Origin of the sequence: Microcoleus sp. POL10_C6 (genome assembly GCF_036701585.1) — a bacterium.
Lineage (GTDB): Bacteria > Cyanobacteriota > Cyanobacteriia > Cyanobacteriales > Microcoleaceae > Microcoleus.
Window position 1 is genome coordinate 131,599 of the sequence record NZ_JAUBRB010000001.1, and the last position, 15,031, is coordinate 146,629.

A 15,031-nucleotide genomic window follows, 5' to 3' on the forward strand; every position below is an offset into this window, starting at 1 on the left:
GTGAAATACCCGAAAACCGCCGTCGCCAAAGTGATACTTTTTATCATGCAGGTTGTAGCGGACATCATATCAGGTTAAATCAACGCTGATGAAGAGGATTTAATCTGCGTTTATCTTCCTTACTCGGCGGTGAAAAAATAGACTTGGCAAAACTAACCTGATTCTGTATAAACTCTTGATCTTAATTCGGCATTCTGTCGAACGGTGACTAATTGCCCGATCGCCTTAACCGCAATACTCGGATGAAAAAGTACAGCCGGCGACTCAATCATGTGCAGAACTTCCAAAAATGCTTGACAAACTTTAGCATCTGAGACCAGCACTTTTAACACTAGATCCATGTAATCAATTGTCAGCCGCGTAGCGAGGTTTAGTTTGGCACCTTCACTTCCCCGATAGCGGGAATCCTGACTGATGGCAAATGTCCAAGGAATTGTATGTAATTTTGCTAGTTTTTGTTGAAATTGTCCCGCAAATCCTGTTAAATCGCCTTCTGGATACCACTCTCTTTGCTTTTGCAAACATTCATCTAGCATCTGAGCATCCAGTGCAGCAACGGTCATTCCTTGGCCATAAACTGGGTTGAAAGCGCAAACTGCATGACCGATAACTGCCAAATTTTCAGGATAACAAGAGAGGCGATCGTAGTGTCGCAAACGGTTTTCGGTACCTCGATACCTATAAATAGGTGTTATTGCTTCTGCGTCTTTAATTCCATGATAAATTGTCGGGGTTGGCAGACTGCGGGCAAATTCTAGAAAACCTGCTTCGTCTGTGGGGGGATAATCGCGATCGCCCCCGGCGAAACCCACCAGCCAGCGATTGCCTTCGATCGGGAAAAGTGCACCGCCACGGGTGCGGAACGGCGGTCCGGGTGATACAAATACTGGCGCTGTGTCTGACAATTTACCGCTGCATTTATAAATGCGAGTGGCATAGCCGACAAAAGCATTGATAACGGTTTCTTGTGGAGGTTCATAACCCAAACTTTTCAACCATTGAGGTGTTTTGGAAACTTTGCCACCAGCATCGACTACTAAATCTGCATACAAATTCTCTACATGGATGTTACCAGGGTTGTGGCGATCGCGAAAACGCACCGACACGCCAGCAACTTCCGTGCGCGAGGCCTTAGCCATAAACCCCGTTACTGTACCTCCTTCGAGGAAATGCACATTCGTATTTTCAGCCAAGCGGCGGCGAATTTGCCAATCAAGTAAATCTCGACTGAACAAAATTAAATTATTTAGATCCGGGCTAAATTGCGGGGCCCAACCCGCCGGACTAAACCACCCGATCGACTTCGGATCTAAACTAGGAGCACCAGCAGCTACCAGTTCGTTTTCCAAGCCGGGAAAAAACTCTTCGAGGATGATTTTTCCCCGATTTAAAAGGATGTGAAGATGACGAGATTGAGGAATCCCAGGGCGAGGTGCGGGTTGGTCTGAAAAAAAATCTCGTTCAACAATACTTACTCGGTCGAAGTGTTTTGCTAATACTCTAGAGGCCAACAGTCCTGCTAAACTGCCACCAATAATAATTGCATGACTTTTTCGCTGCACTATCGAATTCCTTGAAAGCTAATTTCCTATGGCATTGATTGATGAATTGTGAACAATTTGTCTGGGCTTCTGTGCCGACTCTTAATATCGATCGACCCAAGATTTTCCTCTGCAATTATTTTAATCCGACTTACCATTACTATAGCGGTTCTCAAAAAAGTGACGTATGCCCTATGCCCTATGTCCTATGCCCTATGCCCATGAGTACCTCATATGAGAGCTCGAAAGGCTATACCATCTATCTCGGATGCGTCGCAGCGCACCTTACTCATAACGGAGAACTAAAAACTTCACAACGGCCAATTTAAATACCACAAATATTCCTAAAGTGACAGCCGGCCGCAGACATATTTCTACACTTCCAACTGTAGGGGGATGCTTTAGCTCGTCAATAAGGCGATGCTTGCCATTGGGGGCATGAGTCTAAAACTATACATTGGTTAACTTGCGCCAATGAGCGCGCACCCACTCCTTAACGAGGAATATACTATGTATCAAAATTTGCCAATAAATCCACAACTGTATAACATCGGGTTCTGGCTGGCCCAAGTACCAGTAGACCAGACTACAACAACAAACACAGCAGAAGACGCAGCACTCCTTTATTCCGGGCCGCAATTTTTTATCGCCTTGATAGCTGGAGTCGTACTAGCCTGCGCTTTCCAACTCTTGCTAACAAATTTATCAGTAGCTGCGGGCCTTTCGTACATGGGACAATCCCACGACGACGGCCACCACTCGGATAGCGGCAGCCCCCCAGTCCGCCACATCGGCCGAAAGGTAGGTACTTGGACGCTAATCACCGTCACCGTTGCCCTATTCTTTGCTTGCTTGCTAGCAGTTAAGCTCAGCTTGATTAGCAGTCCCGGTTTAGGTGCGATCGTCGGTTTAGTCGTCTGGGCAACCTATTTCTCAATGCTCGTCTGGGTGAGTTCCACCACCGTTGGTCAGTTGATCGGTTCCCTCGTCAACACCGCGACATCAGGCTTTCAAGCCATTGTCGGCACCGCAGCCTCGGCCATCGGCGCCAAAGCAGCCAGCAACCAAGTAGTCGCCACAGCCAAAGCAGCAGCAGCAGCAGTGGGTCATGAACTGGGTAGCGCGATCGACCCCACAAGCTTGCGCGAAAACGTCGAAGACTACATCCAAAGCCTCAAACCGCCAGAATTAGACATCAAAGGGATGCGTAGCGAGTTTGAAAAATTGCTTAATGATCCGCAACTAAAAACTATTGCAGCCGAAAATTTGCCGAATCTCGATCGGCAAACTCTCGTAGATTTAGTAAGTTCGCGATCGGACTTATCAAAACGCGACGTAAACCGGATTGTAGACCAACTTCAAGATGCTTGGAAACAAGTAGGAAAACAAGGGCAGCAATCAGACGGCATCGCCCAATTAGTAGACTATCTCAAATCTGCCAAATCTGGAGATTTGGTCTCAGATAAATTGGCAAGTAGAGTAGAAAAAGCCCTCAGCAATCTGGGCGGTCAAAATTCTGGACAAAGCCCGACCATGATGTCCCAAGCAACGACAATGGCAGTCAATGCTTTAATGGGAATAGTATTGGGTCGCACGGATATTTCTGACTTGGATGTGGAAAAAGTAGTCGGTCAGCTCAAAGAAGCTAAAGAGAAAGTTACCCAGCAAACTGATAAAATTACCGCTCAAGTCAAAGGCGAACCCGTAACTTACAGCCCAATTCGTGCGGACGTAGAAAACTACCTACTCAACACTTATTCGTGGCAGATGAACCCCCAAGCCATCGAGCGCGAATTTCGGGACGTTCTCTACGATCCTACAGCCGATCCTGGAACTGTGCGCCGCGAATTAGAAAAACTAAAACAGTCTAATTTTGCCGAAATTCTGGCTAGTAGAGGCGTTTTTACCCAAGACAAAATTAAAGAAATTTCCCAGGAATTAGAAGCAATTAGACAGCGCGTTTTACAAACCGTGATCTTTGCGGAGGAGCAAGAAAAATCTCGCGATTTGCAGTGGCGGTTGGAAACTTATTTGAAGCTGACGCCGAAAGAAGAACTGACAGCAGCAGGTATCGGGAGCGATTTCAAAAAAATCTTAGAGGATTCCGACGCTAGTTACGAACAGTTGCGCGATCGGCTTTCTCCTTACACCCGCGACAGTTTTGTGCAAATTCTCCGAGGCCGCGAAAACTTCGGATTCCAGGAAGTAGAACAGATTGTTCAAGAGTTGGAAAGGACGCGAGATGTAGTTTTAGCAGATGCTAAAGGTCTGCAAGAAGCAGCGCAGGCCCGACTAGACAACCAGTGGCAAAGAGTACAAGAATACTTGAAGTCTACGGGCAAAGAAGAACTTAATCCCGAAGGCATCAAGCGCGATTTGAAAACGCTGCTGGACAACCCGGAAGCGGGAATGTGGGCGCTGAGAGCTAGAGCTTCTAAGTTCGATCGCGAAACTTTGGTAAAATTGCTATCTCAGCGGAAAGACCTCAGCGAAGACCAAGTAAATCACCTTCTCGACAGCGCCGAAGAAAATTGGCACAGCGCGGTGCATGCGCCGCAAAAGTTGGCCGAAAAAGCTAAGGATCAGTACGACCATACAACAACCGCCCTTGCAGATTACCTCCGCAATACGGGCAAATCAGAACTCAATCCTGAAGGGATTCAGCGGGATTTGACAAAACTGCTGCAAAATCCCAAAGAAGGAGCTTTAGCGCTGCGTGGCCGTCTGTCTCAAGTCGATCGCGATACTTTGGTAAAACTGCTTTCTCAGAGACAAGATTTGAGCGAGGAACAAGTCAATCAAATTATCGACCAAGTGCAGGAAACCCTTGGCTCGATTGTGAAAGCGCCGCGCCGTTTGGCAAAGCGGATGCAAAGCCAAGTGCAGGATTTTCAGAGCGTTTTAGAAGATTATTTGCGTAATACGGGCAAGGATGAATTAAATCCCGAAGCCATCAAGCGCGACTTGCAACTGCTGCTGCATGACCCGAAAGTCGGCGCTTACAGTTTGGGCGAGCGCTTGTCACACATCGATCGAGCTACAGTTGTTTCTCTGCTGTCTCAGCGGCCGGATATTTCTGAAGCAGAAGCCAATCGCATTGTCGATGGAATTTTGTCGGTGCGCGATGAGTTCGCAATGCAAATTCAGAAAATACAGGAGGGTATTCAGTCGGTAATTGACGGGATTCTCGGAAAAATTCGGGATTACCTCAATTCGCTCGATCGCCCTGAACTCAACTACGAAGGCATTACGCGGGATGTGCGGAAGTTATTTGACGATCCGCAAGCCGGATTTGATGCTTTGCGCGATCGGCTTGGTCATTTCAACCGCGATACTTTAGTAGCACTAATGAGTTCCCGCGAGGACATTTCCGAAGCAGATGCCAACCGCTTGATCGACCAAATTGAAAGAAGCCGCAACAGCGTCTTGCAAAGAGCAGAACGCTTGCAGCAAGAGGCGCAGCTTCGCCTCGAAAGCATCAAATTACAAGCCGAAAAACAAGCCGAAGAAACCCGGAAAGCAGCAGAAGTTGCCTCTTGGTGGCTGTTTTTCACCGCTCTTACCTCGGCCGCAGCAGCAGCCGGCGCCGGTGCTTTAGCCGTCATCCGATAAAAAAGACCCAAGTTGCGATCAGATTGCAGATAGTGCCTGATATGAGTTTCTATTGATATCAGGCACTAATGTTAGTAAAGGAGTTGATCGGGAAGTGGGAACGGGTTTTTATTAATTTGTTAGTACGGTTGAATAATGTTATGGTAAACCAGTTCCTACCCCTTTTTTGAGGCTGGTGCCAACGGTGAATCTATACATTTTAATTACCAGTTTTGATTAATTTAAAATAGAAAAGTAAAAAGCGGCTTTTTTTGATTGTTGTATATTTTATTTGCGGATGTAAATGAAAAGTCGCCGGATATTCATTACCTCTCCTATCACAATTTTTGAACGTGGTTCAGGCTTCCCGGCGGGATTTGCTTTTCGGCAGATTCTACAACTGTTGCAAGGATTGCTGAAGAATGACAAAAATCAAAACAGTTATTGGAGTGAGAACCTTTTGGCAAAGCAAACTTCGCGGGCCAGTTCCCTCTCTCCTCAATATTTTTTAGGTACAATAATAGAGAGGGTTCTCCACCCAGCACGCCTGTTCTCCCAACCGCCCACATCCCTGGCTGCGTCAGTATCAAACGCGAATTGTTTTGAGTTCGATCGGCGGTTTATGTTGAAGATGCCGATCGTCAGGTTATAACTTGTAGGTCATTAGGTTGTGCATAATAGGGAACTAAAGCTGTGAAAATACTACACTGACTGTGGGGGGCAAGATACCGGATACCTTGGAAATACCAAGGGCTTTGCTTTCGTCAGCCCAGAAAAGTCCAAACACGCAGGCCCTGCGATCGCCAATGCTAAACAACCTACGTCTCAAACCTCTCCTGGCTAGTTGCCTATTAGCACCGTGAGGAGGGCGACGCCATGCAACTCCGAAAAAAAACACTATTAATCATCGGTGCAGCGCTGATCAGCCTGATTGTGGTTCTGTATGCCACTGCATCAACTATTTTGCTGCATGATTTTCACAACCTCGAGGCACAGTACGTCCGCCAGGATGTCGCACGGGCTTTGGACGCATTAGATGATGACTTGTCGAATTTAGACACCAGCGCCCAAGATTACGCCGAGTGGGACGATACTTACTCTTTCGTGGATACACGGAACGAAAATTTTGTCAAGTCAAATTTCGTCGATTCGACATTTATTTACTTGAGACTAAACTTCTTGGTACTGCTGGACTCCAACGGTAAGACGATCTTCAGCAAAGGTTTCGACCTTAAATCCCAAACCGAAATCCCGATTCCCGAAAGCTTAAAACAGCACTTGACCGAGGCGCTACTAGACTCATCGACAGTGGATGGCGATCGCCCCGCCGCCAAAACAGGCGTCCTCACCCTGCCAGAAGCGAGGCTACTGATTGCCGCCAAGCCCATCTTCAACAGCAACGCCCAAGGCCCGTCGCGGGGGACGCTGATCTTGGGACGCTACCTCGACAGCAGCGAAATAGGTTTGCTTTCAGAACTGACTCACCTGTCAGTGGATTTTAGATTGCCGAGCTTAGATTTTAAAGTGGGAGCGGCGAACTACTTCGGGCACAGCGCCAAGGCGATGGCTCGATCGAGGCAGGAGTTGGAAAATGTCAAACTCAAAATTTCCAACCTCAAATCAGTAGAAATTTTAGTCGAGCCACTCAGCGACACCTTAGTCGCAGGATACGCCCTGATTCGCGACATCCACGGCAACCTCGCGTTGCTGCTGCGAGTAGAGACAGATCGCATCATCTACGGCCAAGGTCAGGCTACCTTGGAGCTGTTTACCTTATCAATACTGGCAGTAGGTTTAATATTTAGCGCCATCACCCTGCTGTTGCTAGAAAAATTAGTCTTGGCGAGATTGGCTTCCTTGAGCACCAGCGTCAGCAACATCGCAGCCAACGGCGATCCAAGCTTGAGAGTTCCTATGGCCGGAGAAGATGAACTCTCAAGCTTGGCCGACGCCATCAATCGAATGCTAGAAGCATTGGGCAATTCTCAAGTCGAACGTAATGAAAGCGAAGACCGCTATCGGTTGATGGCCGAAAATTCAACCGACATGATCACCAGACACGACCCCAAAGGCGTGTTTGTTTACGTCTCACCCGCCAGCAGGGCTTTGCTGGGATACGAACCTTCGGAACTCATCGGCCGCGTCCCCAAGGATTATTTTCACCCTGACGATTTAGAAACCATTGCCAAAGCTCACTGGAAAGTCCTGGCGCTCCCAGTTACTTACACCGTCAGCTACCGCATCCGCCGCAAAGACGGCAAATACATTTGGTTTGAAACCACCGGCCGCACGATTAGTGATCCCCAAACAGGCGAAGTCCAAGAAATTATCGGCATTTCCCGCGACATCAGCGTGCGGAAGCAAACAGAACAAGAACTGCGAGAAAGCGAAGCTGCAATCAAAGCTTTGTACCAAGTGACTTCGGCTCCCCGTACAGACCCGCTCAACCACCTCTCTACATTTGATTTGCGCCTCCAAGAACTGCTGGCAATGGGATGTCGGCATTTAGGTCTGTCCGTGGGAATTTTGTCCTGCATTCAAGGCGACAACTATCAAATAATGGCTGTTGAGTGTCCCGACGGGTCGATAGTCAAAGACCAAATCTATGATCTGGAAAAAACTTTCTGCGTCGCTACGTCAATGGCAAAAGAACCGATCTACTTTGAGTCGGTGAGATTTTCGGGTTTTTCCTTTAACATTGACGATCGAGCCTTCCCAATCGAAGCTTACATGGGCATTCCCGTCACGGTGGCAGGTGAAGTTTACGGCACTCTGTGCTTCTTTTCTCCGACTCCTGTGACAGAACCGTTCCGAGCTGTAGACAGAGAGTTGATGAAACTGATGGCTCAGTGGGTGGGAAGCGAACTCGAACGCCAGCAAACCGACGTAGATTTGGCAAAAGCTCGCGATCAAGCACTGGCGGCTACTAGAGCCAAAAGCGAATTTTTAGCCACCATGAGCCACGAAATTCGCACTCCGATGAATGGAGTCATCGGCATGACCGGTTTGCTGCTGGATACCCCCTTAACTCGCGAACAGCGCGATTTTGTAGAAACTATCCGCAGCAGCGGCGATGCCTTGCTGACGCTGATCAACGATATTCTAGATTTCTCGAAAATTGAGTCGGGCAAATTGGACTTGGAGGAACATCCGTTTGACATCCGCACTTGCATAGAGGAATCTCTAGACTTGGTAGCTGCTAAGGCGGCAGAAAAAAAACTGGAAGTGGGTTACTTGATCGATCGTACAGTACCGGCAACGGCGATCGGCGATAGCACCCGCTTGAGGCAAATTTTAATCAACTTGCTCAGTAATGCTGTTAAATTTACCGACGCTGGAGAAGTGGTGGTTTCGGTGACTGCCAAAAAGATTTCAGTGCCGGCGGCTAAGGCTAAAGAACCGCCCTTAATTGCTGGCGAACCGGTAGCAATTAACCCAGCATACGAAATACATTTTGCGGTCAAAGATACCGGTATTGGCATTCCGAGCGATCGCATGGATCGGCTATTTAAATCTTTCAGCCAGGTTGATTCTTCAACGAGCCGGCAGTACGGCGGTACCGGATTGGGTTTGGCAATTAGCAAGCGTTTGGCCGAAATGATGGGCGGCCGGATGTGGGTGGAAAGTATGGGGAGTATCGCGGGCAATCCTCCGGCCCATTTTAGATCATCGGCAGTTTTTGATTTGGGATGGGCAGAATCTTGCGAAATTGCCGAAAAATATGGCTATGGCAAATCTGTACTCAGCAACAAGCCGATCGGCCAAAATACGAAATCCGTTGGCTCTACTTTTTATTTTAGTACGATCGTTTCTGGCTGCAAGAATTCCTTACCACTTAACTTGAGCAATTCTCAACCTGAATTAGCTGGCAAGCGAGTCTTAATTGTCGATGACAATGCTACCAACCGCAGAATTTTGACTCTCCAAGCTCAGTCTTGGGGAATGGTGGTTAGGGCTTCAGCTTCGGCTAGTTTGGCTTTAGATTGGCTGGCTGCTAAAGAGATGTTTGACTTGGCAGTTTTGGATATGCAAATGCCGGAAATGGACGGGTTAGCTTTAGCGGCGCAAATTCGCCGGTATCCTGATTGCGAAAAGTTGCCGTTAGTGATGCTAACTTCGATCGGCAGGCAAGAAATTAACCCCCCTGCTATGGAGATGGATTTTGCTGCTTTTTTGAATAAACCCATCAAACAATCTCAGCTTTACAATGTTTTAATCAATATTTTTGGAGAACACACAACTGAATTTAAAGGCCAGCGCACTACCGGGTCTTTCTTGCAAACCATACCCGTGCTGGCGGAGAAATTACCCCTGCGGATTCTGTTGGCTGACGATCATTTGGTGAATCAGAAGGTGGCTTTGCAAATTTTACAGCGGATGGGGTATCGCGCGGATGTGGCGGGAAACGGTATCGAAGTGCTCGAAGCTTTGCGCCGGCAGCCTTACGATGTGGTGCTGATGGATGTGCAAATGCCGGAAATGGACGGACTGGAAACTACCCGCCACATCCGCGAGCAATTTTCAGCAGATTTAACTTTAGAAAATGACACGGGAGAATCAGAAATTTCCGCAACTGATGAGCAATCTAATAATCTAGACGGGACTAAAAATCCCACGGGAGAATCAGAAGTTTCCGCAACTGATGAGCAATCTAATAATCGAAAATCCCGAATCCAAAATCCCAAATTGGCGGATGAGGAATCTAACAATCGAAAATCGAAAATCGAAAATCGAAAATCGAAAATCGAAAATCGAAAATCGACGAGGCCTTGGATTGTGGCGATGACGGCAAATGCGATGCAGGGCGATCGCGAAGAGTGTATGGCTGCGGGGATGGACGACTATTTGAGCAAGCCGATCGCAATTGAGCAGTTGGTGCGAGCTTTGAGCGCGTGTAAATCTCGATCGAACTCTGCATTCGATCGTCTGCAGCCGATTGTTTGTTTGGATGCCCCGGCGGAACAGATCGAAGGAACGAGTGAATTACAAGTGCGATCGAATGTGGTTGTTGCGGGAAATCCACAACTGACAATTCCCAATTCGCCGGCAGTCCTCGATTGGGGTGCATCAAATCTCGATCGGGCTTTGTCAGAAAGCCAGAATTCCCTGAGTCCCAAGATTATAGAGGGACTGCGAGAAGTGGAAGCTTTGGACGAGGCGATCGAGATTTACCTCGAAACAGCTCCCGAACTGCTGCGAGGCATCTCTATGGCTCTGTCCAACGCCGATCCGCTGGCTTTGCGGCGATCGGCTCACTCTTTGAAGTCGATTAGCGGTACTCTCGGTGCTTTTCGCTTGTTTGAACTGTGCGAGGAACTCGAAATCATGGGCCGCATCGGCACAAATGCTAACCAGCCTTTACCTGATCCGGCCTGCGCGCTTTTAGAAGAGGTTGAGGCCGAGTATCAAAGAGTCGAAGCGGCGTTAAAAATAGAGCAGTCTGTGGATTGTTAGCGGTTAGATCCTGTCCGATTGATTTCTCATAAATTCCAGTCCGCTTCGGGTAAGGCTGTCCATCTGAAACAACAGTAGACAATCGAAAGTTATCTCACCCACCCCAAGGAGGGGACTGTTAACTATTAACTTACTTTTTAGTTACCAAAACCCAATCATCCGCTGTTTTGAGAACCTCAGCATTCTGCAAACCTAAATGTTTTAAAACTGGTTTTTCTAACAGAAAATAAGGTTGAGGGAGAGTTTGCCATTTCTGTTTGAGCGTCGGCGCGTCGGCGACAATAACTTGGCGTTGACTATAAAAATTCAGCGATGGACGGCCCAAGCGGTGAGAAGTAAACACCTGTTGACCGGCGGGAGTTCCTGTGCGGACAATTTCGGCGATCGGCTTAACAGGATAATCCTCGGCCAGTTCCCAAACCCAGTTATCAGAAGCCACTAATACCAACAGCGTCAGGTAAGTTCCCCAAATTAAAACTAATATAAACTGCCGATCTTTGCGGTGCAGCAACACCGCCGCCATTGTCATTGTCAAAGCTACAAACATCAGCATTAACTGCAAATCTCGCTCTGGAGGCGCAATTTGTCCCCCGATCCGTACCCAGCCACTGAAGTACACGCAACCGACGACAGCAACTACACCCAGCATTGCCAAAATCGCGGGATGAGGCAACAAAGAAATAGCATCAAAACGTTCTTCTGCTTCCTCTTTGACCGGCTCTGGCGGCAGCCACAGTTGCTCCCAAACTTCAGCGAGATAACTGCCAACGGCAAGAGCAAAAGCTGGATAAATTGGCAAAACATACCACGGCAATTTAGTAGTCATCACAGAAATAGCCAGCAGATATACTCCAGTCCAAACCAATACTAATTTTGGCCCGGCAAAACTGCGATTTTCCCAACTCAGACGCAGCCCTTGTAGCCAAAATAACTGCCACGGCCAAGCTAATTTTAAAATTTCTAAAAGATAATACCAAGGCGGGCCTCTGTGACTGCTCACAGGTTCCGAAATTCGCCGGAAAGATTCGTTAACTAAATTAGTGTTGATGAAATATTGGCCGTAGTGCAGCCATTGGGCAAAATACCAAGCAGCTACTGGTAAAGTTCCGATCGCCAATCCGCCCCAAAGATACCCAGAAGTGAGGAGTCGCGGGGTATCCCAAACCAAAAAAATACAGCCAACAGCACCCAGCAGCAGCCCCAACATCACGCCCTTAGTCAGGCAAATGAGTCCGAACCCAATCCCCGCGCCCAAAGCGTAGCGCAAGTCGCGGCGCGATCGTAACAAACACCACATCGCCAGCAGCAAAAAACACAAAACTGCTCCATCCAACATCGCCAAACGTCCATGCCGCACCACCGGTAACAGCGTCAGATAAACGAGGGCAGAAAAAATGGCGATCGAACGCTGCGGAAACAACTCCCTGCCAATGGCGTAAAGCAAGGGCACTGAAGCCGCCGTCAGCATCGCCGGTGCCAACCTCGCCGTCAATTCGCTGACACCGCCGACGGCAAAACACAGCCCGATTAGCCAGTGTACCAGCGGTGGTTTGTTCAAATAAGGCATAGAGTCGATCGTTGGATACAGCCAATTTAAGTTGCCGCGCCAAATTTCGCGACTTACCTGCGCTGCAATGCCTTCATCCCAATCCCGCAAAGCCACGCCGCCCAGATTCAGCCCGAAAATCAGCACTGCCGCCAACAGAAAAGCCAGCATCCACACTTTGTCTGTAAAGCTGTCATTCCAGCGATTTTTCGGTTTGCGGCCCAGGAATGGAAAGATTTCTGACATAAGTTAAGAGAGTTTTGAGCGTCCCAAACTGAGGGTAAACTTAGACAGCAGTTATTTGCGACTAGGAAAATACCATGAACTTGCCTGTAATTATAGATATTATCATTGGCTTAGTATTTATCTACCTGACTTTAAGCTTGCTAGCTTCGGAAATTCAGGAACTGATTGCTACTGTTTGGCAGTGGCGCGCGGAACATTTAAAGAAGTCGATCGAAGTGCTGATTTCTGGAGGCAGCGAAGGCGCAAAAGATCCCCTGCAACTTAAGAGAGTTGGACAGTTGGCTCATTCGATTTACGCCAATCCGATTATCAAAGATTTGAATCAGGGAGCGAAAGGGCTGTTATCAGAGGGATTCCGCTCTGTTACGCACCGCATGGGGGATTTTTACCACGGAGTTACGGGTACTAAAAATGTTTTCGGCAATAAATCCAGTGGGCCTTCTTATATTCCAGCCGAGTGTTTTTCTGCTAGCCTTTTGGAGACTTTAAAGGTTTCTAGTTTGCTCAGCTCTATCTCTAAAACCCGATTGGAAAGATTTAAGGATTTACAATTAGCCCAAATTCAACAGATTGGACAAAATCTGAGTTTACCGGATGCTACTAAACCGATCATCGAGCAAGAATTTAGGTGGCTGAATGCGGAGTTCAATCGAGTTGTTGAAGATTATCAAAACAATTTAGCAAGTTTGAACAACAGCTTAGATCGGATGTCAGAAAAGCTAGGATTTTATATTAAGGATTCTCAGGTTTATCTACCAGAAACAGAGCTGGCAGGGAGAGAATTTCAGAGGCAGATGGCATTTGTGAAGGCTCGTTTTGACAGCAGAAATGAGCGGATGGCGCTGCTAGGGCAACTACAACCGAGTTTCAGCAATCTGTTAAATACTGTTAAAAAAAGTCAAGAGTCGGCAGCAGAAATTATGGAACTCAAAGAGGAGAGTCCGATTTATCAACAAATTCAAGAAACCTTGGACAGTATGCCAGAATCTTTGAAACGCAGCCTTTATATTTTAGCGCAGCGCGCTGAAAAAAGCGGTGGAGATACTCAAGAGCAGTTGCAGCGGTTTCAGAAAGAAATTGAAATTTGGTTTGACCAATCGATGGAGCGTGCTTCTGGTGTTTACAAGCGGAATGCTAGAGGGGTTGCGATTTTGCTCGGAACTGCGATCGCTGTAGCTGCTAATGCTGATAGCATTCATATTATTAATCGGTTGTCGAAGGATTCGATGTTGCGATCGACTGTTAATGTGTACGCTGAGCAGTTGGTGGAAAAAAATGCTAAGACTAAATTAGATAATTTAACAAGTCTGAGAAAAGTTCAAAAGGATGTAGATATAGCTTTGGATGAGGTAGCCCTGCCTTTTGGATGGAGCGAACAGAACAGCTTGGAACGAGATGCCAAGGGGAATTTATTGTGGCTGGCTTTGATTTCCAAATTGTTTGGTTGGATATTAAGCGGCGTAGCTATTTCTATGGGGGCTGCTTTTTGGTTTGAGGCGCTCAACAAGATTATTAATATTCGCAATGCAGGGAAAAAACCGCCATCTTCCACAGAATCTTGAGCGGTGCAGTTGCGAGGCCCATCTACTAAGTGTCATACCCTTTTAGATTTTAGATTTTAGATGGGGGCATGACTGAAGACTATCGAGGTTTGAAGCACCGGCTTACAGTTGGATTCTTTTTTGAAAGTGGGATCACGGATAGGATACCGGATCGATCGGTAATTTGGCGTTTGCCGGAAGTCAGGGAAAACACGCAGAATATAAATTCCGTGCGATCGCGGATGGCAGTGCTGCAGAAATAGGGGAAACTAATAGATAGGTTAAATAAGAATGGGCGAAATAAACAAGGTCGCTGGCAGTTTCAGAAGCTCTGACTCCAAGGCTGTATCTACCGCTAAACACACTTTTGGAGGACGGAATATGTTAACTTCTTTCAGGGAAACGACTCCCGCCTCGGAATACGCAGATCCCCCATCCCAAAGCTTTGTATTCAATGACTCCAGCATCAATGAAGGTGGATATTTTGTTTCCAGAATTTTGGCTGGGGAATCTGAGTGCATCGAGAAAATCACCTCCGCACTTCAAAAATCTGCCTCTATCCTTAGAGAGATTGACAAATTTGGCTCGACTTCTGGCGGCAGCTCGAACCAAGTGCAATTAGGCTTTGTTATCCTCAGTTCAGATTACCTGGAACCATACAAAAGTCAATTGTCAAAATCGCATACCTCTATGACTCAAAACAACGGACTTGGTTCGTGTTATGCCGATCGATATAGTGATACACTCAGCAACGGCGGTGGGAGCGATCGACTGTTTGCTAATTAAGGAGAGTAATTTAATGGAGGGTATCGAACCTACCGAGAGCGACTGAACCCGAATACAATTTTAATTAGGGAGGCAGGCGCGATCGCAATCAACGATTTCGATCTGACTAAATCAGCAATCATCTCAATTCGCGCTGAATAACTTGAATCACTTTTGCAGTGAGGATGGCAGTCCTCACAGTGTCGGTAGCACCCCATAAGCCAATTGATTTCCAGCCATAGGTTCCACTTAATATTAGATCGTTTTGACCGCAAGCATCCAGGATACAAGCCCCCGGATTGATCCGTAGAGAAATAAAAAACCTGTATCCGATGAAACTTGCCCCC

At 47.3% G+C, this 15,031-nt stretch carries 7 protein-coding genes; 5 read left to right on the forward strand and 2 right to left on the reverse strand.

Annotated elements, in window-relative coordinates:
* Window positions 1-152 precede the first annotated feature (152 nt).
* Entirely contained in the window at window positions 153-1,562 is a 1,410-nt protein-coding gene (locus QUA34_RS00545) for a 2-polyprenyl-6-methoxyphenol hydroxylase-like oxidoreductase (protein ID WP_333383206.1), read from the reverse strand.
* A gap of 489 nt (window positions 1,563-2,051) precedes the next feature.
* On the opposite strand from QUA34_RS00545, the gene QUA34_RS00550 reads away from it, so the two are divergent.
* Both QUA34_RS00550 and QUA34_RS00555 read left to right on the forward strand, forming a co-directional pair.
* Window positions 2,052-5,153 carry an MFS transporter gene (locus tag QUA34_RS00550; RefSeq protein ID WP_333383208.1) on the forward strand — a complete coding sequence of 1,034 codons (3,102 nt, stop codon included), beginning with the start codon at window positions 2,052-2,054 and terminating at the stop codon, window positions 5,151-5,153.
* 855 nt (window positions 5,154-6,008) lie between these two features.
* Window positions 6,009-10,586 (forward strand): response regulator, encoded by a 4,578-nt coding sequence (locus QUA34_RS00555; RefSeq protein ID WP_333383209.1) that lies wholly within the window; start codon window positions 6,009-6,011, stop codon window positions 10,584-10,586.
* A 130-nt stretch (window positions 10,587-10,716) separates the two neighbouring features.
* On the opposite strand, the gene QUA34_RS00560 is transcribed toward QUA34_RS00555, so the two are convergent.
* Window positions 10,717-12,378, reverse strand: a complete 1,662-nt coding sequence (locus QUA34_RS00560; RefSeq protein ID WP_333383212.1) for a glycosyltransferase family 39 protein — start codon at window positions 12,376-12,378, stop codon at window positions 10,717-10,719.
* A gap of 74 nt (window positions 12,379-12,452) precedes the next feature.
* Here QUA34_RS00560 and QUA34_RS00565 point away from each other — a divergent pair, with 74 nt between their 5' ends.
* From QUA34_RS00565 to QUA34_RS00575, 3 genes are all read left to right on the forward strand, one after another.
* A complete protein-coding gene (locus tag QUA34_RS00565) occupies window positions 12,453-13,940 on the forward strand; it encodes a hypothetical protein (RefSeq protein WP_333383214.1) in 1,488 nt (495 codons plus the stop codon).
* Window positions 13,941-14,008: 68 nt separating this feature from the next.
* A complete protein-coding gene (locus QUA34_RS00570) occupies window positions 14,009-14,182 on the forward strand; it encodes a hypothetical protein (RefSeq protein ID WP_333323831.1) in 174 nt (57 codons plus the stop codon).
* 118 nt (window positions 14,183-14,300) lie between these two features.
* A complete protein-coding gene (locus tag QUA34_RS00575; RefSeq protein ID WP_333383217.1) occupies window positions 14,301-14,705 on the forward strand; it encodes a hypothetical protein in 405 nt (134 codons plus the stop codon).
* The last annotated feature ends 326 nt before the right edge of the window (window positions 14,706-15,031 follow it).

Excerpts from the sequence above, each read along its gene's own strand:
- QUA34_RS00550 (WP_333383208.1), top strand. The coding sequence starts at position 2,052 with ATGTATCAAAATTTGCCAATAAATCCACAACTGTATAACATCGGGTTC.
- QUA34_RS00555 (WP_333383209.1), top strand. The coding sequence starts at position 6,009 with ATGCAACTCCGAAAAAAAACACTATTAATCATCGGTGCAGCGCTGATC.
- QUA34_RS00560 (WP_333383212.1), bottom strand. The coding sequence starts at position 12,378 with ATGTCAGAAATCTTTCCATTCCTGGGCCGCAAACCGAAAAATCGCTGG.
- QUA34_RS00565 (WP_333383214.1), top strand. The coding sequence starts at position 12,453 with ATGAACTTGCCTGTAATTATAGATATTATCATTGGCTTAGTATTTATC.
- QUA34_RS00570 (WP_333323831.1), top strand. The coding sequence starts at position 14,009 with ATGACTGAAGACTATCGAGGTTTGAAGCACCGGCTTACAGTTGGATTC.
- QUA34_RS00575 (WP_333383217.1), top strand. The coding sequence starts at position 14,301 with ATGTTAACTTCTTTCAGGGAAACGACTCCCGCCTCGGAATACGCAGAT.